General features: G+C 67.5%; 17 protein-coding genes, 1 tRNA gene and 1 pseudogene. 12 read left to right on the plus strand and 7 right to left on the minus strand.

From position 1 onward, the window contains the following. Position 1: 1 nt before the first annotated feature. Positions 2-1093: a beta-mannosidase gene (locus tag GAA2_RS03945; RefSeq protein WP_191834975.1), complete on the minus strand. Its 1092-nt coding sequence runs from the start codon at positions 1091-1093 to the stop codon at positions 2-4. 74 nt (positions 1094-1167) lie between these two features. Here GAA2_RS03945 and GAA2_RS03950 point away from each other — a divergent pair, with 74 nt between their 5' ends. Further along, the gene (locus GAA2_RS03950; protein ID WP_006435651.1) at positions 1168-1710 is read left to right on the plus strand and encodes a DUF2599 domain-containing protein; all 543 of its coding nucleotides are present in this window, start codon (positions 1168-1170) and stop codon (positions 1708-1710) included. Positions 1711-1737: 27 nt separating this feature from the next. On the opposite strand, the gene GAA2_RS03955 is transcribed toward GAA2_RS03950, so the two are convergent. Genes GAA2_RS03955 through GAA2_RS03965 form a run of 3 tightly spaced genes read right to left on the minus strand, consistent with a single transcriptional unit; the run spans position 1738 to position 4357 of the window. Further along, a complete protein-coding gene (locus tag GAA2_RS03955; protein ID WP_006435650.1) occupies positions 1738-2607 on the minus strand; it encodes a metal ABC transporter permease in 870 nt (289 codons plus the stop codon). Further along, the gene (locus GAA2_RS03960) at positions 2604-3407 is read right to left on the minus strand and encodes a metal ABC transporter ATP-binding protein (RefSeq protein ID WP_006435649.1); all 804 of its coding nucleotides are present in this window, start codon (positions 3405-3407) and stop codon (positions 2604-2606) included. The genes GAA2_RS03955 and GAA2_RS03960 overlap by 4 nt, the downstream gene beginning before the upstream one ends. 5 nt (positions 3408-3412) lie before the next feature. Then, the gene (locus GAA2_RS03965; protein WP_096273162.1) at positions 3413-4357 is read right to left on the minus strand and encodes a metal ABC transporter solute-binding protein, Zn/Mn family; all 945 of its coding nucleotides are present in this window, start codon (positions 4355-4357) and stop codon (positions 3413-3415) included. A 149-nt stretch (positions 4358-4506) separates the two neighbouring features. Between GAA2_RS03965 and mshA the strand changes: the two genes are divergently transcribed. Together mshA and GAA2_RS03975 are read left to right on the plus strand one after the other, a co-directional pair. Next, entirely contained in the window at positions 4507-5874 is a 1368-nt protein-coding gene (gene mshA, locus GAA2_RS03970; RefSeq protein ID WP_024500058.1) for a D-inositol-3-phosphate glycosyltransferase, read from the plus strand. Positions 5875-5914: 40 nt separating this feature from the next. Beyond that, positions 5915-6523 carry a YbjN domain-containing protein gene (locus GAA2_RS03975; RefSeq protein WP_006435646.1) on the plus strand — a complete coding sequence of 203 codons (609 nt, stop codon included), beginning with the start codon at positions 5915-5917 and terminating at the stop codon, positions 6521-6523. A gap of 157 nt (positions 6524-6680) precedes the next feature. On the opposite strand, the pseudogene GAA2_RS03980 reads toward GAA2_RS03975, so the two are convergent. Continuing rightward, positions 6681-7920 (minus strand): annotated as a pseudogene (locus GAA2_RS03980) (DUF222 domain-containing protein). A gap of 413 nt (positions 7921-8333) precedes the next feature. On the opposite strand from GAA2_RS03980, the gene GAA2_RS03985 reads away from it, so the two are divergent. Beyond that, a complete protein-coding gene (locus tag GAA2_RS03985; protein WP_024500054.1) occupies positions 8334-9941 on the plus strand; it encodes a 4-coumarate--CoA ligase family protein in 1608 nt (535 codons plus the stop codon). Positions 9942-10010: 69 nt separating this feature from the next. Next, positions 10011-10084 (plus strand) — tRNA-Met (locus GAA2_RS03990). 86 nt (positions 10085-10170) lie between these two features. On the opposite strand, the gene GAA2_RS03995 is transcribed toward GAA2_RS03990, so the two are convergent. After that, the gene (locus GAA2_RS03995) at positions 10171-11616 is read right to left on the minus strand and encodes an APC family permease (protein ID WP_006437540.1); all 1446 of its coding nucleotides are present in this window, start codon (positions 11614-11616) and stop codon (positions 10171-10173) included. 168 nt (positions 11617-11784) lie between these two features. Between GAA2_RS03995 and GAA2_RS04000 the strand changes: the two genes are divergently transcribed. The 4 genes from GAA2_RS04000 (at position 11785) to GAA2_RS04015 (ending at position 15199) form a co-directional block, all read left to right on the plus strand. Continuing rightward, positions 11785-12531 (plus strand): phosphoglyceromutase, encoded by a 747-nt coding sequence (locus tag GAA2_RS04000; RefSeq protein ID WP_006437541.1) that lies wholly within the window; start codon positions 11785-11787, stop codon positions 12529-12531. A gap of 100 nt (positions 12532-12631) precedes the next feature. Beyond that, on the plus strand, positions 12632-12952 hold the full coding sequence (locus tag GAA2_RS04005; RefSeq protein WP_006437542.1) for a GNAT family N-acetyltransferase: 321 nt from the start codon (positions 12632-12634) through the stop codon (positions 12950-12952). 140 nt (positions 12953-13092) lie between these two features. Beyond that, complete coding sequence (locus GAA2_RS04010; protein WP_006437543.1) at positions 13093-14448, plus strand: sensor histidine kinase; 1356 nt, start codon at positions 13093-13095, stop codon at positions 14446-14448. A gap of 64 nt (positions 14449-14512) precedes the next feature. Continuing rightward, complete coding sequence (locus tag GAA2_RS04015) at positions 14513-15199, plus strand: response regulator transcription factor (RefSeq protein WP_006437544.1); 687 nt, start codon at positions 14513-14515, stop codon at positions 15197-15199. A 33-nt stretch (positions 15200-15232) separates the two neighbouring features. Here the strand turns inward: GAA2_RS04015 and GAA2_RS04020 are convergent, their stop codons facing one another. Next, positions 15233-16093, minus strand: a complete 861-nt coding sequence (locus tag GAA2_RS04020; RefSeq protein WP_024500053.1) for a hypothetical protein — start codon at positions 16091-16093, stop codon at positions 15233-15235. A 55-nt stretch (positions 16094-16148) separates the two neighbouring features. On the opposite strand from GAA2_RS04020, the gene GAA2_RS04025 reads away from it, so the two are divergent. From GAA2_RS04025 to GAA2_RS04035, 3 genes are all read left to right on the plus strand, one after another. Continuing rightward, positions 16149-17126, plus strand: a complete 978-nt coding sequence (locus tag GAA2_RS04025) for a Ppx/GppA phosphatase family protein (protein ID WP_006437546.1) — start codon at positions 16149-16151, stop codon at positions 17124-17126. 132 nt (positions 17127-17258) lie between these two features. Beyond that, positions 17259-19106, plus strand: coding sequence for a hypothetical protein (locus GAA2_RS04030; protein WP_096273166.1), 1848 nt, complete (start codon positions 17259-17261; stop codon positions 19104-19106). Continuing rightward, positions 19103-20011 (plus strand): sugar phosphate isomerase/epimerase family protein, encoded by a 909-nt coding sequence (locus GAA2_RS04035; RefSeq protein ID WP_006437548.1) that lies wholly within the window; start codon positions 19103-19105, stop codon positions 20009-20011. Before GAA2_RS04030 ends, GAA2_RS04035 begins: the two co-directional genes overlap by 4 nt. Positions 20012-20025 lie beyond the last annotated feature (14 nt).

The raw sequence follows: 20025 nt of genomic DNA on the forward strand, positions 1-20025 counted from the left end.
ATCAGCGCGCATGGTCGCGGACGACCTTCCACGCGGGATCGTGTGGGCCGATGTCGTAGGTGCATTCCGAGGTGCGGGGGTCGGGTACATACGACCACAGCAGTGCGCCCGCGGTTCCGGCGTCGCGCTGGCGGGTGATGATGGCGTCGAGCTGCCGCGCCCGGGTGGACAGCGGCAGGCACGATCCGGCTTCGACGCCGATCTCGTTGACCACCAGTGGTTTTCCGAGCTGACGCGACTGGGTGATGCGTGTGGGCAGATTGCTGCCGCGCGGTCCGGAGTGCGTGCCGGAGCTGTAGTCGTGGAAGTCGAGGACATCGATCCCGCTCGACCCGGCGACCTCCGCATAGGCGTCCCCGGCGATTCCGCACTGGTCGCCACCCACCAGTCCGGAGAAGATCGGTCGTGCGTCGTCGAAGGAACGGAGGTGCGCACCGGCCTGATCGAAGAAGCCTCGCAGCACCGCGGTGGCGTCGTCGGGGCACACCCGGTTCCGCCAGTCGCAGGCGGTGCCGCAGCTGCTGGCCTCCGGTTCGCCGACCAGTTCCCAGCCGATGATCGACGGTTCGTCATGCCACCGGGTCACGGCCGTCTGCACCCACTCGGCATAGGTCTGGTGACTTCGCGACTTCTGGGTGCGCCAGCCGTTCACATAGAAGCCACGGTCCTTGAACCGGCCGTCCTCGCAGTCTCCCGATCCGCCCGTGAGCACCGGCAACACCAGCTGCCGATGACGGGAGGCGGCCGCGAAGACCCGGTCGAGCGGTCCGAAATCCATAAGCCCACTGCGCTTGTCGACGACAAAGGACGAATACAGGTTGAAACGGGTGAGCGCGCGCGGCGGCAGTTGCGCGAAATAGTCGTCGAGATCGACCTCCGCGCCACAACCGGTGTTGACCGACCAGTCCGTGCCGAGCTGGTAGGCGTTGAAACCGACGGGCCACCACGGCTTCCCGTCGAGGGCGAGGCCGGTGGGCGTGGCGCGGACTCGGTGGGATTGGGTGGACTCCGGTGGACCGGCCAGCGGGGTGAGGGCGCAGCCGGTCATGCAGATCAGTCCGCCGAGCACGACGACGAGGGCGGCGGCGAGCATCCGCATCGTGCGCCGGTGTCTCACACAGCTGCAGGCTACTCGTCGCCTAGGGTGGCGTCATGAGGAGTACGTCGATGGCACAAACGAGGGCGCGGATCTTCGCTTCTGCCTGCGCCGGTGGTGTCGGCGTCGCGATCGTCCTCGGCGGATGTGGTTCGACCGAACCCGCCGGTACCGGTGCCCCGATCAGCGCCACCCCGAGCAGTACGACGCCGGGCAGTGTCACGCCCAGCGGTGTCACGGCGGGGGCGGCCACGACGACCCACGGGGCGAGCGACTCGCCGACCACTCCGACGGTGGTCTACCGGGCACCCTTCATCGAACGCGTCGAATGGACCGACACCGAGGTCGGTCCCAGCCTCTCGGTGTTCCCGACCACTTCCGGGCGGTACACGCAGGACCCCACGGCCATGGCCGCGGCGTGGCGGGAGGTCGTCGGACTCGACGCCGGCGCCGACACCCCCGGCATGCAGGCGCAGTTCGAGTGCCACTGGCGCTTCGCGCGGATCGTCGAACCCGAGAAACCGAGCTGGAACCTCGAACCGGGACGCCCCGTCGTCACCGAAGAGGACATGATCGGCGCCCGCTGCAATCCGGGGTTCGCCGAGGAGTACTGACGCCAGGAGTACTAGCGCCCAGGAGTACTAGCGCGTGGCGTGCACGCGGCGTGAGCCGATGAAGCGGCACACGACGTAGATCACGAACGAGATGATCGTGACGAACACCGAGACCGGGAGTTTCGGCGCGAGTGACATCAGCAACCCGCCGACCGCGGCGATCTCGGCGAAGACGACCGACAGCACCAGAGCCCGAGCCGGATTCGCGGTCACCCGCGCCGCCGCCGCACCCGGGGTGATCAGCAGCGACATCACCAGCAGCGCGCCGATGATCTGGACACCCTGGGCCGCCGCGAGTCCCATGATGACCGCGAAGACGACGGACAGCGTCCGGACGGGCACGCCATGCGCCTGCGCGACCCGCGGATCGGTGGATGCGAACAGGAGCGGTCGATAGATCACCGCCAGCACCGCGACGACCACGGCGGTGGTGATCGCGATCGCCACGAGACCGTCGATCCCGACGCTGACGACCTGTCCGGTCAGCAGCGCGAAACCGGTACCGATGCGGCCGTAGAGGGCGAGGAACAGGACACCGATTCCGAGGCCGAACGCCATCACGACACCGATCACGGAGTCGCGTTCGCGGGCCTTGTTGCCGAGGAACCCGAATACCGCGGCCGCGATCACCGCACCGATGACACCACCGAGATTGACACTGAAGCCGATCAGCAGAGCGGCCGCCGCACCCGTCACGGACAACTCGCTGCAGCCGTGGACCGCGAACGACATCTGCCGCGCCACGATCAGCGGTCCCAGCAGCCCGCCGAGCAGTCCGAGCAACATCATCGCGAGCAGCGCCTGCTGCATGAAGTCGTAGCCGAGCAGGTTCACGGTTTCGGAGAAGTCCCAGAGGTCGCTGAACCGACGTTCGACGGCCAGCGAGGTCACGCTCATGCGGACTGGCTTCCGGCGTCGGCGATGTCGACGCAGTGGTGTGCGTCCTCGCCGCCGATCACGATGAGTCGACCATTGACCCGGAGCACCTCGACGTCGCTGCCGTACAGCTCGCTGAGCGTCTCGGTGGTCATCACCTCGTCGGGGGTGCCGATGCGGAACCGCCCGCCGACCAGGTAGAGCACACGATCGACGTAGGGGAGGATCGGGTTGATCTCATGCGTGACGAACACGACCGCGGTCCCGGCCTGACGTCGACGCTGGTCGATGAGGTCGACCACGACCTGCTGATTGGTGGGATCCAGGCTCGCCAGCGGCTCGTCGCACAAGAGGAGGGCGGGATCGCTGACGACGGCCTGGGCCACGCGCAGTCGCTGCTGTTCGCCGCCGGAGAGGACGCCGAGCGGTGCGTCGGCGTAGGGGAGCGAATCCACCGCGGCGAGCGCCCGGTCGACGAGTTCGCGCCTGCGCGACCGGCCGCGCAGGCCGAGACCCCACCGGCTGCCGTCGACGCCGAAACCGACCAGGTCCCGGCCGCGGATCGCCATGGGGTCGGCGTCATCGGCGTGTTGCTGCGGGATGTAGCCGATCGCGCCGGTGGTCGCGACGGCGCCGCTGTCGAGAGGGTACTGACGCAGCAGGACACGAAGTAAGGACGTCTTGCCGGAGCCGTTGGGACCGAGCACGGCGACGAACTCACCCGGGCGGATCGTCAGGTCGAGGTCGTCCCAGAGCACGCGGTCGCCGAAGCCGAGTCGCGCACCCGAGAACGTCACCACCGGGTCGGTGCCCACCGTCATCGCGGTCACCTCTTCTCGGTGTCGAGGGCTGCCGCGAGCGCGTCGATCTGTGCGCGCTGCCAGGCGAGGTAGTCGGTGACGCCGTCCGGGAGGGTCTCGGTGAACTCGACAACCGGCACCTTCGAGGATTTCGCGACGTCGAGCATCGCCTGGGTTACCGGGTCGATGGCCTGGACGTTGTAGATCAGGACGGCGACGCCGCGGGATGCAAGGAGATCCTGCATGGCGGCGCGGTCCGCGGCGGACGGCGACTGACCCTCCTCGACGGCCTGGGTGAACCCGGCGGGAGCCGCGTCGGCCAGGCCGGCCTCGGTGAGCAGGTAACCCGCGAGCGGCTCCGTCTGGGCGACCTTCGTGCCGTCGTGCGCCTTGCGGATGCCGGCGAGCTCGGTCCGCAGACCGTCGATGCCGGAGGTGAAGGTCTCGGCGTTCGCACGGTAGGTCCCGGCGTTCTCCGGGTCCTGCTCGGACAGCGCATCGGCGATCTTGCCGGCGACCTCCGCGACCACCGGCAGGTCGTAGAAGACGTGCTCGTTCTCGGTGCCGTGGTCGTGACCTGCGTCGCCATGGTCGGTGTGGTCGCTGGCATCGTGCTCGTCGCTGCCGGCGAGTTCGAATGCATCGACGACGGTCGCGTCCGAGGACTTCGCGGCCTGCTCCATGTAGGCGTCGTAGTGACCGCCGTTCATCACGAGGATGTCGGCGTCGGCGACCGTCGCGGTGTCGGCGGCGGACGGCTCGAACTCATGGGGATCGCCATCGGTGCTGGTGTACAGGGCGGTGACGGTGGCCTTGTCGCCGGCGACCGCGGAGGCGACCGAGCCCCAGACGTTGGTCGACGTCACCACGGTCGGGGTGCCGTCTCCGTTCCCGGAGTCGCTCGAGCAACCGGTGAGCACCAGCGCGGCGGCGGACAGAACTCCGGCCGCGGCCAGAAGCGATTTCCTCATGACACCCTTTTTCGCAAATGACAATCGTTACCGAAAACAGTGTAGGGGATCGTCGGGCCGGACGCGAAGCCGCGGGACTGCTCGGGTGAGCGCTGGTGGAAGCGGAGGGCGCGCGTCACCGTCGACGCCATTTCTCTAAGGTGGAGGCCATGACCTCCAGCCCGTTGCCGCGGCGTGTCGCGCTGATCTCCGTGCACACCTCGCCGTTGGCGCAGCCGGGCACCGGTGACGCGGGTGGGATGAACGTCTACGTGTGGCAGACCGCGATCCGGCTGGCGCGGCGCGGTATCGAGGTCGAGATCTTCACCCGGGCGACGTCGTCGTCCGATGCGCACTCGGTCGCGGCCGCTCCGGGCGTGACCGTCCGTAACGTGGTCGCCGGACCGTTCGAGGGCCTCGACAAACGCGACCTCCCCGCTCAGTTGTGTGCCTTCACCGCGGGGGTGTTGCGGGCCGAGGCGGCGCAGGCGCCCGGCCACTACGACGTGATCCACTCGCATTACTGGCTGTCGGGACAGGTCGGCTGGCTCGCGCGCGACCGATGGGGTGTGCCGCTGGTGCACACCGCCCACACCCTGGCCGCCGTGAAGAACGCCGCACTGGCCGAGGGCGACACCGCCGAACCGCAGCTGCGGGTCATCGGCGAGCAGCAGGTGGTCGGCGAGGCCGATCGGCTGGTCGCGAACACCGAAACCGAAGCGGTGGAACTTCTCTCGATGTACGACGCCGACGCCGACCGCATCGACGTGGTGACGCCGGGCGCCGACCTCGAGTGCTATACCCCCGGATCGTCGGCGGAAGCCAGATCGATCCTCGGCCTCGACCCCGACGAGACGATCGTGACATTCGTGGGACGAATCCAGCCGCTCAAGGCGCCCGACCTCCTGGTCTCGGCGATCGCGCCCCTGATCAAGGATGCGTCCGCGTCCGGGCGACAGCTGCGGCTCCTGATCGTCGGCGGGCCTTCGGGTTCCGGGCTTCAGCGGCCGACCGCGCTGATGGATCAGGTCGCCGAACTCGGGATCTCCGAGTCCGTCACCTTCCTCCCGCCGCAGCCGTCGGACCGCTTGGTCCAGGTGTACCGCGCGTCAGATGTGGTCGCGGTGCCGAGCCATTCCGAGAGTTTCGGGCTCGTGGCCATCGAGGCGCAGGCCTGTGGGACGCCGGTCATCGCCGCCAACGTGGGAGGTCTTGGCGTCGCCGTCGACGACGGCCGCACCGGCGTGCTGGTCAACGGTCACGCGGTCGGTGACTGGACGAATGCGCTGGAAAAGCTTCTCGCGCAACCCGATCGGCTGGCTGAACTCGGCCGCAACGCCCGTCGGCACGCCGAGAGGTTCTCCTGGGAGCACACGGTTGACCAGCTGATCGAGAGCTACCGCCACGCAATGCACTCCTTCGCCGCCCAGTCGGATGCCGCCCACGCAGAGGCCGAACAGGCGGCGGCGCAAGGCCCGGGTGGGCCCGCACGAGTACGCCGGCGCTGGCGTCGGCGGCGTAACCGGGTGACCGTCTGAACGGTCTCGCCGAACCCCGTTCCCCAGCTGAGAGGATGTCGTGAGTCGCACCGAGGTCGTCGACCTGCTCGAAAAGACACTGACCGAGAACGAGATCGCCTACTCGCGGAAGAGCGGCGGTGGCGCCGACGTCGACCACGTCATCCTGGAACTGCCGGGTGAGCAGAAACTCAAGACGACGGTGCTGCTCACCGCCAGTGAGCACGGGGTCAGGGTCGAGGCCTTCGTGTGTCGCCGGCCGGACGAGAACCACACCGGCGTCTACAGATACCTCCTCAAGCGCAACCGTCGGCTGTACGGCGTCGCCTACACCATCGACAACACCGGGGACATCTACCTGGTCGGCCGGATCTCGGCCGACGCGCTCGGCTCGGATGAACTCGACCGCGTCCTCGGGCAGGTCCTCGAGGCGGCCGACGGTGACTTCAACACCCTGCTCGAACTCGGGTTCCTCACCTCGATCCAGCGCGAATGGGCGTGGCGCGTCTCGCGTGGCGAATCCCTGCGCAACCTCCTGGCTTTCGAGCACCTCATCGACAAGGACGCGCTACCCGAGGCCGGCGCTCCGCTCGAAGGGCGTTATGTCCCAGGCGAATCCGTGGTCGAGGGGGCTCAGACCTCCAGCGACCAGGAGGATTCCGGCGCCTGAGGAATCCTCCTGGCCACCTCGGGTAACCGGATTTCCACTGTGGAGTTGTCAAGGAACGGATGCGGTCCCGGCTGGTGGCCGGGTGCCTCTGCTGGTTGAGTAGGTGAGGAGCTTGCGACGAGCCGTATCGAAACCCGCTGCGCGTGAGTCTGTTTTGTCAGGCGGCGATGTCGTCTAGGCGCATGATGCGGCGGTTGTAGGCGGGTAGCGGTCGGCGCTGAGGGTCGATGTCGGCGGGTGGGATGAGCCAGGGGTGGCGGTCGTAGCCGAGGAGGATGTCCCAGCCGTTGTGGTGGACTTGGGTGTGGCAGCGTTGACAGAGCAGGCAGCCGTTGTCGAGGTCGGTGTCACCGTCGGCGGTCCAGTGCTGGATGTGATGGACCTGTGTATGGGATGGCGGCGCACCGCATTTGATGCAGGTCTGGTCGCGGATGATGATCGCTTTGCGTAGGTGGGCTGGGAAGAGTCGTCGTTCGCGGCCCATCTGCAGTGGCACGGTCTCGCCGTCGATGATGATCTCGGTGAGGGTCCCGTCGCAGGACAGTTGTTTGGCGATGGCGTGGGTGACCGGTCCGGTCCAGGGTAGGAATGCTGGGTTGCCGCCGTCGGCGGGGATGGTCAACGCCACTTGGGTTCTGGGGGTGCCGATGGTGTCCATCGCCGCACCTGCGGCAGCTTGATCTAACAGCACCTCCAGTGCGTCCGCGCGGATCTGGGCGGCCGAGCGTCGATCGGGCGACCCGTCGGGTTCGGGCTGGGGGAGCTGCGTTCGTCGATCATCGCGATGAACTTCTCGCCCACGAGTTGCGTCACGTTGGCATGGATTTCGACTCGACTGTCATCGGTCGTGTGGTGGGAGAGGGTGTCGAGGGTGCGGTCGTCGCTGGCTGGGATGCCGCCCTGATCGTCAGCGATGGTGTTGCCGATGGTCTGGGCGTGTTTCTGTATTTCGGTGGGTGTGGCGCCGGACAGGGCCTGGGTGAGGAGCTCGGTCTCGTAGATGGCGTGGTCGCCGTCGGAGAGCTGTGTGGGGGAGCGTTTCTTGATGGTCGACATTCCGCGCACCATGGCGTCGACGACCTCGGCGGAGAGACGTCCGTCGGCCGCGCAGGCCTCGACCTTGCCCAATGTGTCCATCGCGTCGGCGATGCGGGTGGTGCGTGTTGATACTGCGGGGGCGAATCCCATCTCGATCAGCAGCTTCTTGGTGGTGGAACCAGCCTTTCTGCAACGCGTAGATCATCGAGTTTTTCTGCATGCGTTGCGATCTGGTGGTCGGCGACGTTGCGTATCAACCGCCAGGTGTCGAGTTGTTCGAGAGTTGTTCGGCCGGTGGGGTCGTCGGTGGGTGGGGTGATCTCGATGAGCTGGTCGAGAAGTGTGGTGAGCTCCGCCATGACTCCAATGTACTCGAACATGCGTTCGATGGCCAGGCTTCTCCACAACCGATTGGTTGGCGAAACCATGCTTGTGTCAGGGTGTTTCGCATTCGTGAAGGATGCTCGCGCCACTGGTGAACACCAGTCGCACGAGGTGCACGAGTCGCGGAATTCCGGGCGAAGTTGGCGCCGTGATGGCGGGGGCAGGCGGCAATGTCGAGAGATCGGCACCGGCCTGACTGTGGAGGCTGTGGTGGCCGGGTGGTTCTCATGGTGCCGTCCGGAACTCTCGGCCGCGCGACTCGTCCCGAAATACTCGACGCCGCGGAGGTGATTCGGGAAGACTGGGCGATGAAAGAGGTCCAGGTCACATCGTATTAACGAGTGTTGATACGATGCGCAGGCGAAACCCACCCACCACTGGAGGTGCCATGAGCTTCACGAGTCCTTTCCCCGACGTCGAGATCCCCGATGTGAGTGTCTTCGACTACCTGTTCGGGTCGATCGCCGACGAGGACCGCGAACGGATTGCCCTGGTGGACCCGAAGTCGGGTACGACGACCACCTACGGTCAGCTCGTCGGGCAGATCGAGGCCGCCGCCGGGGCCCTCGCGTCGCGCGGAATCGGGGTCGGGGACGTGGTGGGCATCCTGTCGCCGAATATTCCGGCGTTCGCGACGGTGTTCCACGGCATCCTGCGGGCCGGCGCGACGGCGACGACGATCAACGCACTGTTCACCGCGCCCGAGATCGCCAAGCAGTTGCGGGATTCGGGTGCGAAGATGCTGGTCACGATATCGCCGATGTTCGAACAGGCCAAGGCGGCCGCCGACGAGGTCGGGCTGCCCGCGGAGAACCTGATCGTCCTCGACGGTGAGGGGCAGGAGGCCTCGGGTCACCCGAACGCGGTGGATCTGCTGGGTGCGAATCTCCCCGCCCCGGATGTCTCCTTCGACCCGAAGACCCATGTCGCGGTGCTGCCGTACAGCTCGGGGACGACCGGAAATCCCAAGGGCGTTGCACTGTCTCACCGCAACCTCGTGGCCAACGTCGCCCAGCTGCGTCCGCTGCAGGGCATGACCGCCGACGACGTGGTGATCGCGGTGTTGCCGTTCTTCCACATCTACGGCATGACGGTGTTGCTCAACGCGGCTCTGGCCGCCCGCGGATCGCTGGTCATCATGCCGCGTTTCGACCTCGTCGAGTTCCTGGAGAACATCCAGAACCACAAGGTGACGATGGCCTACATCGCGCCGCCGGTGGCGGTGGCGCTGGCCAAGCACCCGATCGTCGACAACTACGATCTGTCCTCGCTGCACACGATGATGTCGGGGGCGGCCCCGTTGGATGACGAGCTCGGTCAGGCGGTGGCGAAGCGTCTGGATCTGCACATGTTGCAGGGCTACGGGATGAGCGAGCTCTCCCCGGTGTCCCACACCATCCCGTTCGACACCCAGGCGACGCTGGGGCGTGAGGATCCGCCGTTGTCGTCGACCGGCTGGCCGGTGCCGAACACGGTGAACAAGATCGTCGATCCGGCCACCGGCGAGGACCTCCCGCTGCCGCAGGAAGGGCTCTCGGAACCCGGCGAGCTGTGGGTGAAGGGCCCGAATGTGATGCTCGGTTACCTCAACAACGAGCAGGCCACCGCGGACACGATCGATGCCGAGGGGTTTTTGCACACCGGTGATCTGGCGCAGGTCGATCCGACGGGGTGTGTCTACATCGTCGATCGGCTCAAGGAGCTCATCAAGTACAAGGGTTATCAGGTGCCGCCGGCGGAGTTGGAGGCGTTGTTGTTGACCCATGAGGGGGTCGCCGATGTTGCGGTGATCGGGGTGATCGATGCGGAGTCGGGGGAGGAGATCCCCAAGGCGTTCGTGGTGCGGCAGCCGGATGCGCAGCTCACCGCTGATGAGGTGATGGGGTTCGTGGCGTCGAAGGTGGCTCCGCACAAGAAGGTTCGTGCGGTGGAGTTCATCGAGGCGATCCCGAAGTCGTCGTCGGGCAAGATCCTGCGCAAAGACCTGCGCAAGTAGAGGCCCAGGCCTCGCTCGGGCGACCGATTAGGTCTGCTGCCGTCCCGCCGATAGTGTTGCTCACTGCAACGCGGGGTGGAGCAGCTCGGTAGCTCGCTGGGCTCATAACCCAGAGGTCGCAGGTTCAAATCCTGTCCCCGCTACGAGAACACCGACCCCCACCCGGGTGATCACATCACCGGGTGGGGGTCGGTGTATTCGGCCCGGTCCGCGTTGGCCGCGAGGACGGTCATTTCATCTGATGCGGCGGAACCTCGTCGTAGCTGACGGCATGGCCGCCGGACCGCTTGTGCCACCAGTACGTCAGCGCCCACAGGACCACGCCGAGCAACAGGAGCCAGCCGGCGATCACATACTGTTCGGGGTCACGGCCGGTGAACGGCAGGGTGAGGTAGCCGCACGTGATCGCGCCGACCACCGCGACGGGTGTGGAGGTCCGGAAGTGCTTGTGCTCCACCTTGTCCCGCCGCAGGACGAGGACCGATACGTTGACCACGGTGAACACCGCCAGCAACAGCAGCGCGGTGGTGCCACCGAGCAGTCCCACGACCGAACTATTCGGATCGGAGCTCACATAGGTGAGTAGTAGCAGGGCGATGACCGTGGTGAAGAGGACGGCCGCGAACGGCGTCCGGCGACCCGGGTGCACGTACGACAGGACCTTGGGCAGCACGCCTCGTTTGGCCATGCCGTAGAGCAACCGGCTGGCCATCATCATGTTGATCAGTGCGGTGTTGGCGACGGCGAACATCGAGATCCACGGCAGCAGGTCCGACATCGGGAAGTCCGGTGCCGCTGCCTGCACGACGTCGACGAGCGGCGTCTCGCTCTCGGCCAGCACGCCCACCGGCACGATCGCCACCGCGCAGATCGCGATGAGGACGTAGACGAGTGCGGTGATGCCGAGGCCGCTCAGCATCACCTTCGGGAAGATACGGGTCGGCTCCTTGCACTCCTCGGCCATGTTGACCGAATCCTCGAAACCGACGAGCGCGAAGAAGGCCAGCGAGGTCGCCGCGGTGACGGCGACGAAGGCGGTCTTGTCATCGGGACTCTCGAAGGCCACCACCGCATCCCAGTGTTCGGCGTTGCCGCCGACGATGAACCAGTACCCGATGAACAGCACGAGCAGCAGACCGGAGAGCTCCACCAGCGTCAGCACCACGTTGGTGCCGACGCCCTCGGCGACGCCGCGGAAGTTGATGAACATGACGAGCAGCAGGAAGCCGATGGCCACCGCGTACAGGGCCGGATTCGTGGCGTCGGGGGTGTCGCCGCTGAACGCGGTCAGCATGTTGACCGCGAAGGCACGAGACGCCGTCGTCGCCGATGTGATGCCCGAGCACATCACCGTGAACAGGACGATGAAGGTGACGAAGTGGATACCGAAGGCCTTGTGCACGTACAGCGCTGCGCCTGCGGCCTCCGGATACTTCGTCACGAGCTCGAGATACGAGAACGCGGTGAGCGTCGCGACGGTGAAGGCGATGAGGAAAGGTAGCCACGCCGCGCCCCCGACCTCGCCGGCCACCTGTCCGGTCAGCGCGTAGATGCCGGTGCCCAGGATGTCGCCGATGATGAACAGGAGCAGCAGCTTCGGACCGAGTACGCGTTTGAGTTCGGGCTGCTGTTCGGCATTCTTGCCGGTCTCCCCGGCATTTGTGCTGGCAGTCATGGGATCACGCTAGCCCTCGGATACCAGGGCCGCCGAGCGAATTGCGCCGGTCACCGCCGATTCGTCGGACGGGCCGATCCGGGGGTGGGAGGGGTCGGGGCGACGGGAGAGGGCGGGGTCGGGGGCGGTGGGAAGTGGGCCCAGCGCGTCTGTGCGAAACTATCGCCCATGAGCAACGGCACCCTGATCCTGATGCGTCACGGCGAGAGCGAATGGAATGCGTCCAACCAGTTCACCGGATGGGTGGACGTGGCGCTCACGGACAAGGGAAAGGCCGAGGCCGAGCGGGCCGGCGAACTGCTCGTCGAGCATGACCTCCTGCCCGACGTCCTGTACACCTCGGTTCTGCGACGCGCGATCTCGACGGCGCAGATCGCCCTCGACCGCGCCGACCGCCACTGGATTCCGGTGGTCCGCGACTGGCGTCTCAACGAGCGTCACTACGGTGCGCTCCAGGGCCTGAACAAGGCCGACACCCTGGAGAAGTACGGCCAGGAGCAGTTCATGCTGTGGCGTCGCAGCTACGACACCCCGCCGCCGGCCATCGAGCCCGACGCGAAGTACAGCCAGGTCGGCGATCCGCGGTACGCCGACCTCGACCAGGTGCCGCTGACCGAGTGCCTCAAGGACGTCGTGGCGCGCATGATCCCGTACTTCACCGAGACGATCGCCGCCGATCTCCGGGCGGGCAAGACCGTGCTCATCGCCGCACACGGCAACTCGCTGCGGGCGCTCGTGAAGTACCTCGACGACATCTCCGACGAGGACATCGCGGGCCTGAACATCCCGACCGGCAACCCGCTGCGCTACGACCTCGACGAGAACCTCAAGCCGCTGAATCCGGGTGGCACCTACCTGGACCCCGAGGCGGCTGCCGCCGGCGCGGCTGCCGTCGCGGCCCAGGGTCAGAAGTAGGCCTTCACGGCGGCGCGCCCGCCGTCCGGGAGGCCGTGCGAGGAGCGTGTAACATAATCGCCATAGCTTCTTTGGTGTGACCCGCGCTACATTAGACGCTATGGCGGATGTGGGCACCCTGCGGATCGATCATTCCCCCGCTCAGGAAAGGTATGAGGCGGTTCTCGTCTCTGATTCCTTCGGCGAGGACGAGGTCGTCGGCTATCTCGACTATGTCTCCGAGTACTACCAGGTCGTGCTGACCCACACCGTGATCCGTGAGCAGTACAGCGGGCATGGCTATGCGGGACAACTCGTTCGGTTCGTCCTCGAGGACATCCGGGCGAGCGGCAAGCAGGTGGTCCCGGTGTGTTCGTACGTTCAGCGTTTCATCGAGCGCCACCCGGAGTTCGCGGACATGGCGGTCCCGGTCCCGCAGTGACCTCGCGCCGGCGGCGGGGTCATCACCCGTCGACGGTCATCCGCGCCGACCGCCACCTCTTCGGCCAACGGCGCGTGAACAGCTGCCGAACAGCTGCGACCTATGTGCGACCGGAGTTGGTTCGGCCGTAAGCTGAGCGGGTGGCCGCCGCAATCTCAGCCGCGACGATCGCGTTCGTACTCGCGCTCATCCTCGGAGTCATGCTGGGCCGTCGACTCGACGCACCCCGGCGGTCCCGACGCCTCGCGCTCCGCTCATCGTCCAGCCGGGGACGTGCACCCGCGGAATTCCAGTGCTCTCCAGACGCTGCCCTGCCGGTTCCGGCCACCGACCGCGCGCTGGTGCCGCGGGCCGTGTCGGCATCCGCCGAGATCCGCGATTCCGACGTCGCGTCGACGACCGCCGACGGCCGCATGACCAAGGCCGGCCTGTTGAGCATGGTGGTCCGCCATTCGTCGACCGCCGTCGCGGTGGTCGACGAGTTCCGGGATGTCGTGATGTTCAACCAGCGGGCCGTCGAACTGGGCATCGTCCGCGAGATGCTGCTCGCCGACCCCGTCTGGGATGCGGTCAAGGACGTCCTCGACTCCCACGTCGATCACCACTTCGAGTTCAACCCGCCCACCTCGACCCTCGGCTTCGTCTCCACCGGCCGCACCCCGCGACCCATCGTCGAACACGTGCGGTGCCTCGCCAAGGTGGTGGCACAGGACGACGAGCGCTACGCCGTGGTCTACGGCCTCGACGACACCGAACACAAGCGTCTGGAGGCCACCCGGCGCGACTTCGTGGCGAACGTGTCGCACGAACTCAAGACGCCGGTCGGAGCCATCGGATTGCTGGCCGAGGCCCTCCTGGAATCAGCCGACGACGTCGAGTCGGTCCGGCACTTCGGGCAACGGGTGGTCGGGGAGACCAAACGCATGGGCAGGCTGGTGAGCGAGCTGCTGGCCCTGTCCCGCCTGCAGGAGGGCGACACCCCCGAGTTCACCCCGGTCGGTGTCGACGAACTGATCGACGACGCCCTCTCGGCGGCGACGCTGACGGCGGAGGCGGCGGCGATCGAACTGCGGTCCGACGACCCGATCGGCGCGACGATCCGCGGCGACCGGCTCCTGCTGCTGACCGCTCTCAACAACCTGATCACCAACGCCATCGCCTATTCGCCTCCGGACACCGTCGTCTCGATCAGCCGCCGCATCATCAAGATCGACGGCCGGCCCATGGTGGCGATCGCCGTGACCGACCGGGGCATCGGCATCGCGCGCGCCGACCAGCAGCGTGTCTTCGAACGGTTCTTCCGCGTCGACCAGGCGAGGTCGCGGATGACCGGTGGTACCGGACTGGGCCTGGCCATCGTCAAACACGTGGCCGCCAATCACGGCGGCACGATCAACCTGTGGAGCGAACCCGGTACGGGCTCCACCTTCACGCTGTGCATCCCCGAGGACCTCTCCGACATGGACTGGTCCACCGAGGATGGGGGGTCCAGGTGAGTCCCCACCATCTGCCGATCCGATCGGCCACCCCTGCGGTGACGACAACGAAGGAATCTGAGAGTTGACCCACGTGCTGATCGTCGAGGACGAGGAATCGCTGGCTGATCCGCTGGCGTTCCTACTGCGCAAGGAAGGGTTCGAGGCCAGCATCGTCAACGACGGTGCGCAGGCGCTGCCGACCTTCGACCGCGTGAGCCCCGACATCGTGCTCCTCGACCTGATGCTGCCCGGGATGTCGGGGACAGAGATCTGCAAGGCCCTACGGGCCCGGTCGAATGTGCCGGTGATCATGGTGACAGCCCGCGACACCGAGATCGACAAGGTCGTCGGCCTGGAACTCGGTGCCGACGACTACGTGACCAAGCCGTACTCGGCACGGGAACTCATCGCCCGCATCCGGGCGGTCCTGCGACGCGGGGGCGACACCGCCGAGGAGGACCTCGATCTCGGTGTCCTCGAGGCGGGCCCGGTCCGGATGGACGTCGAGCGTCATACCGTCGCGGTCAACGGTGAATCGATCACCATGCCGCTCAAGGAATTCGATCTCCTCGAATACCTTCTGCGCAATGCCGGCCGTGTGCTGACGCGCGGGCAGCTGATCGATCGCGTCTGGGGTGCCGACTACGTCGGCGACACCAAGACCCTGGACGTGCACGTGAAGCGCCTGCGCTCCAAGATCGAGCCGGACCCGGCCAACCCGAAACACCTCATCACCGTTCGCGGACTCGGATACAAACTGGAGGCCTGAGCCGGGTGCGCGGGGTGTCCCCGCGCACCCGTGTCACTCCGGCGGCTGCAGCTCGTATTTGACGTCGGTCTCGCGACGCGCGGTCGCGGCTGTTGTTGCCGGGTGAACGGCGATGAGCCCCAACCCGTTCCGGCGCCGGCATGCGGCCGCGAGGGCCTCGTAGGCGGCGGCGCCGATGAGCTCGGTCAGCTCGGGCGCATAGGACTCCCAGACCTGCTTCGCGCCGACGTGTGCGTCGGGCGATCCCGAGCAGTACCACTTGAGATCGTGCCCGCCCTCGCCCCAGCCACGGCGGTCGAACTCGGTGATCGTGGTCTGCAACACCTGGGTGCCGTCGGGACGTTCCACCCAGTCCTGCTCACGGCGCACCGGCAGCTGCCAGCACACGTCGGGCTTGACGGTGAGCGGCTCGAGGCCCTTGCGCAAGGCCATCGAGTGCAGTGCACAACCCACGCCGCCGGCGAAGCCCGGACGGTTCAGGAAGATGCACGCGCCCTTGTGAAGTCGCGTCTTCAGCGCGGGCTCGTCATCGAGGTCACCCTCCTCGAGGTAGCCCTTGGGGCCGAGTGGGTTCTTGCCGGAACCCTTGTTGTGGAACTGCCAGTCCTCGGGGGTGAGCATCGAGACGCCGTGGGCGAGACGTTTGCGGTCGTCGGAGTCGGACAGGTAGGCGCCGTGGCTACAGCAGCCGTCGGTCTCGCGTCCGGGCAGGATGCCCTGGCAGGCCGGGGTGCCGAAGACGCACGTCCAGTGCGACAGCAGCCAGGTCAGGTCGGCTCTGATGTGGTGTTCGGGATCGGCCGGATCGACGAATTCGTACCATTCGCGCGGAAAGTCGAGTTCGACCTCCGGGGCGGGGGTGATTCGTGGCGCGGACGGCGAGATGGCGGTCACGACCACAACGGTAGCCGGGATCGTGCCGCCACGACGCCTGCACTACCGTTGACGCGTGCGCTTAGGAGTTCTGGATGTGGGTAGCAACACTGTCCACCTCCTGGTGGTCGACGCCCATCGGGGCGGTCACCCGACCCCCATGAGTTCGACCAAGGCGGTTCTACGGCTGGCCGAACAGATCGACGACGACGGCCGGATGAGTGACAAGGCCGTGGCGAAGCTGATCGACTCGGTTGAGGAGTTCACCCACATCGCGGCCACCTCCGGATGCGAGCAGATGATGGCCTTCGCGACGTCGGCCGTCCGGGACGCCACCAACTCCGACGATCTGCTCGACGAGGTCGAGAGGTGCACCGGTGTGCGCATCGCGGTCCTGTCCGGCCGTGACGAGGCGCGGCTCACCTCACTTGCCGTCCGCCGCTGGCGCGGGTGGAGCGCGGGACGCATCCTCGCCCTCGACATCGGCGGCGGGTCCCTGGAGATGTCCAACGGCGTCGACGAGGAGCCCGATGTCGCGCTGTCGCTGCCCCTGGGCGCCGGCCGGCTGACGCGTGAGTGGCTGCCGGACGATCCACCGGACCGGCGTCGGATCGGTGTCCTGAGGGACTGGCTCGACGCGGAGTTGCGTGGACCGGCCAAGGAACTCCTCGGGCCCGGTTCACCAGACCTCTGTGTGGGCACCTCGAAGACCTTCCGCAGCCTCGCCCGACTCACCGGGGCCGCGCCGTCGAGCGCGGGACCCCGCGTTCGTCGCGAACTGACCACAGGTGGCCTTCGTCAGCTGATCTCCTTCATCTCCCGGATGACCCGCTCCGACCGCGCCGAGCTCGAAGGCGTCAGCGCCGATCGTGCCGGTCAGCTGGTTGCGGGGGCGCTCGTGGCGGAGGCGGCTATGCGGGCCTTCCAAGTCGATACACTGGAAATCTGTCCGTGGGCTCTGCGGGAGGGCGTCATCCTGCGTCGACTTGACGCGGAACCGGCCGACTCGTTCGAGCCCTCACAGACGACTGGCGCCCGTGGCGGCGTCGGCTGATCCGGTCTGCGATGCCCACGGGTGCGCGGGATGGGGGAGAAGGTCGACGGTGTGGTCCACGAGCGCCGAGAGTTACCCAAGCGGATGCGCTCGACCGGCATCCGGTGACGTTCGAGGACGGAGAGCCACTTCATGTCGAAGGATTCGGAACCCGAATCTCGACCCATTTCGGTATCGGAACTACTCGCCCGGTCGCAGGCGGCCGGCGGTACGACGCCGACCCGGCGTGACGGTCGGGGACGGCGGCGTGCGGGTCGCGACGGCTCGGTCTCGGTTTCCGAACTGACCGGAGAGATCCCGAAGATCAACGACGCGTCCGCACCGCAGGCCGACGAGAAGATCGCGCCCGCAGACAAGGGTGCGTCCGCGGAGGCCCGGGAGGCCGAGGCTCCGACGGTCGAGGCCCCGGAGGCCGAGCCCACCGAGGCGACCACCACCGAGGCCGAGGCCACCGAGACCACCGAGGCCGAGGCCACCGAGACCGCGACCCCGGCTGCGCCCGAATCCGCCGCGCCCGACGCGTCCGAGGCGAAGCCGACCGAGGCGAAGGCCTCGGAGCCGAAGGACACCGGGACCTCCGCCGACAAGACCGCATCCGGGCCCGCGACCCGCGGATGGAGCCCCACGGGCCGGTCGGGGACCGAGACCCCGGGCGGTCCGTTCCCACGGTCGGGGAATCCCGTTGCGCGTCGCGCCGCCGACGACCGCCCGGTCGCCGATCGGCCGCGCCCGGACCGGCCGTTCGCGCCGGGAGGTCGCACCGCCAGCGGGATGCCCGGCTTCGGCGCGACGCCGCCGGCCACCCGTGACTTCAGCTCGGACGCCGTGGCCCGCCGCATGAGTCCGCCGCGCGATTCGGAGCCCGTCGACGAGGAGTCGGCGAACGCGGTCACCGGGATCATCCCGATGGTGGACGGGGCCGATGGCGGCACCGACGAAGGTCTCGTCGTCGTCGAATCCGATGATGTGGTGACCCACGACCTGACCGAGGTCGACTCCGGTTCCGGACCGCGTGAGCGCGGTGACAGCGGGTTCTCCGACGTCATGGACTTCGACGCCTACCGCAACTTCGCCGACGTGGAAGGCGACGCCGGCCCCGGTGCACAGCCGACCGGTACGAGCAGGCTCAAAGGCGCCAAGGCGCTCGGCGGGCTCGCACGCAAGCTCTTCGGCCGGAAGGGGGCCGTCGGTTCCGGGACCCAGGCCGGCACGTCGGCGGCCGAGGACACCGGCACGCGGTCCGTTCCGGGTGGCCGTGCGCGAGCCGCCGCGGCACGGGCACGCCGTGACGACGACAACCCGACCGAGATCATCGAGCCCATCGCGCCCCCGGAAGACGACTCCACGCGCGAGGACACCGCGCGGGACGAGACCCGGCCGGAGGAGACCCGACCCGAGGAAACAGAGGCCTGGCAGGCGTCGGCCCAGTGGTACGACACCGAGGCGTGGTCGGCGCCGGTCGTGGACGAAGAGGACAACCAGCAGGACGAGACGACCCCCGAACCGGCCGAGGGCTCCGAGGCGGTGGTCCTGTCCAAGCACGAGACCGCACGCGTGGAGGAGACCACTGATCTCGACGAGACCCCCGACGTCGTCGCCGACGGGTCGTCGGAGGAGACCGCCGCCATCTCGGCGGGCGCCGCGGACTCCGAGCAGGGCAAGGTCGAGAAGCCCGCGGTCGCCGGCAGCGAGGTCGGCGAACCGGAGGCTGGGGAGGAGCGGTCACCGGCCCTCGCCTGGCTCCTGATCCTCGGTCAGGCAGTCGTGGGTCTGCTGGTCGGCATCGGTCTGTTCTGGGGATTCACCGAGCTGTGGCGCTGGAACCCGTACTTCGCGCTGGTCCTCGCGGTGCTGGTGATCTTCGGGATCGTCACGCTCTCGCACGTCGTGCGGCGCACCAAGGACCTGGCGACGACGCTGCTCGCATTGGGCGTCGGGCTGTTGGTGACCATCGGTCCACTTGTGTTGCTGGCAACGTGACGTCGTCCGAGCCACCCCTTCTCCCCAGACCAGAGATACCCATCGGTCTGTCCACCGCCTCGGTCTACCCGCAGAACACCGAGGCGGCCTTCGCCTACGCGGCGGATCTCGGTTACGACGGGGTCGAGCTGATGGTCTGGGGCGACCCGGTCAGCCAGGACATTCGCCGCGTCGGATATCTGTCGGACCACTACCAGGTCCCGGTGTTGTCGATCCATGCCCCGTGCCTGCTGATCTCACAGCGCGTCTGGGGCCGGGACCCGGTGGTGAAACTGGCCCGATCGGTGCAGGCGGCCGAGGATCTGGGTGCCCCGACCGTGGTGGTGCACCCACCGTTCCGCTGGCAGCGCGGCTATGTGTCGGCCTTCGACGACCTCGTCGGCGAGCTCGAGGACGACAGCGGGGTCGCGATAGCCGTGGAGAACATGTTCCCGATGCGTGCCGACCGTTTCTTCGGATCACGTGAACCATCCGTGCGACGACTCCAGAAGCGGGGCGGTGGGCCCGGTCTCGCCGCGTCCGCATTCGGCAAGTCGATCGATCCCACCGACGACGGATACGCGAACTACACCCTCGACCTCTCGCACACCGCGACGGCCGGGGTGGACGCCCTCGATCTCCTCGATCGCATGGGACGCAACCTCAACCACCTCCATCTCGCCGACGGGCACGGTGCGGCGACCGACGAACACCTCATCCCCGGCGACGGTGGACAACCGTGTGCCGAGGTGTGCCGCCGGATCGCGGCGAGCGACTTCGCCGGTGCCGTGGTGCTGGAGGTCAGCACCGGCAGCGCCCGGACCAAGCCCGAGCGCGGTGCACTCCTGGCCCGTTCGCTAGATTTTGCGCGGCAGCATCTCAAACGGGAGCTGCACCCCGAGAGCGCCGGCCGGCGCAACAACTGACGCCGGAGATCGTC

The organism is Gordonia ajococcus (genome assembly GCF_012974285.1).
GTDB lineage: Bacteria > Actinomycetota > Actinomycetes > Mycobacteriales > Mycobacteriaceae > Gordonia > Gordonia amicalis.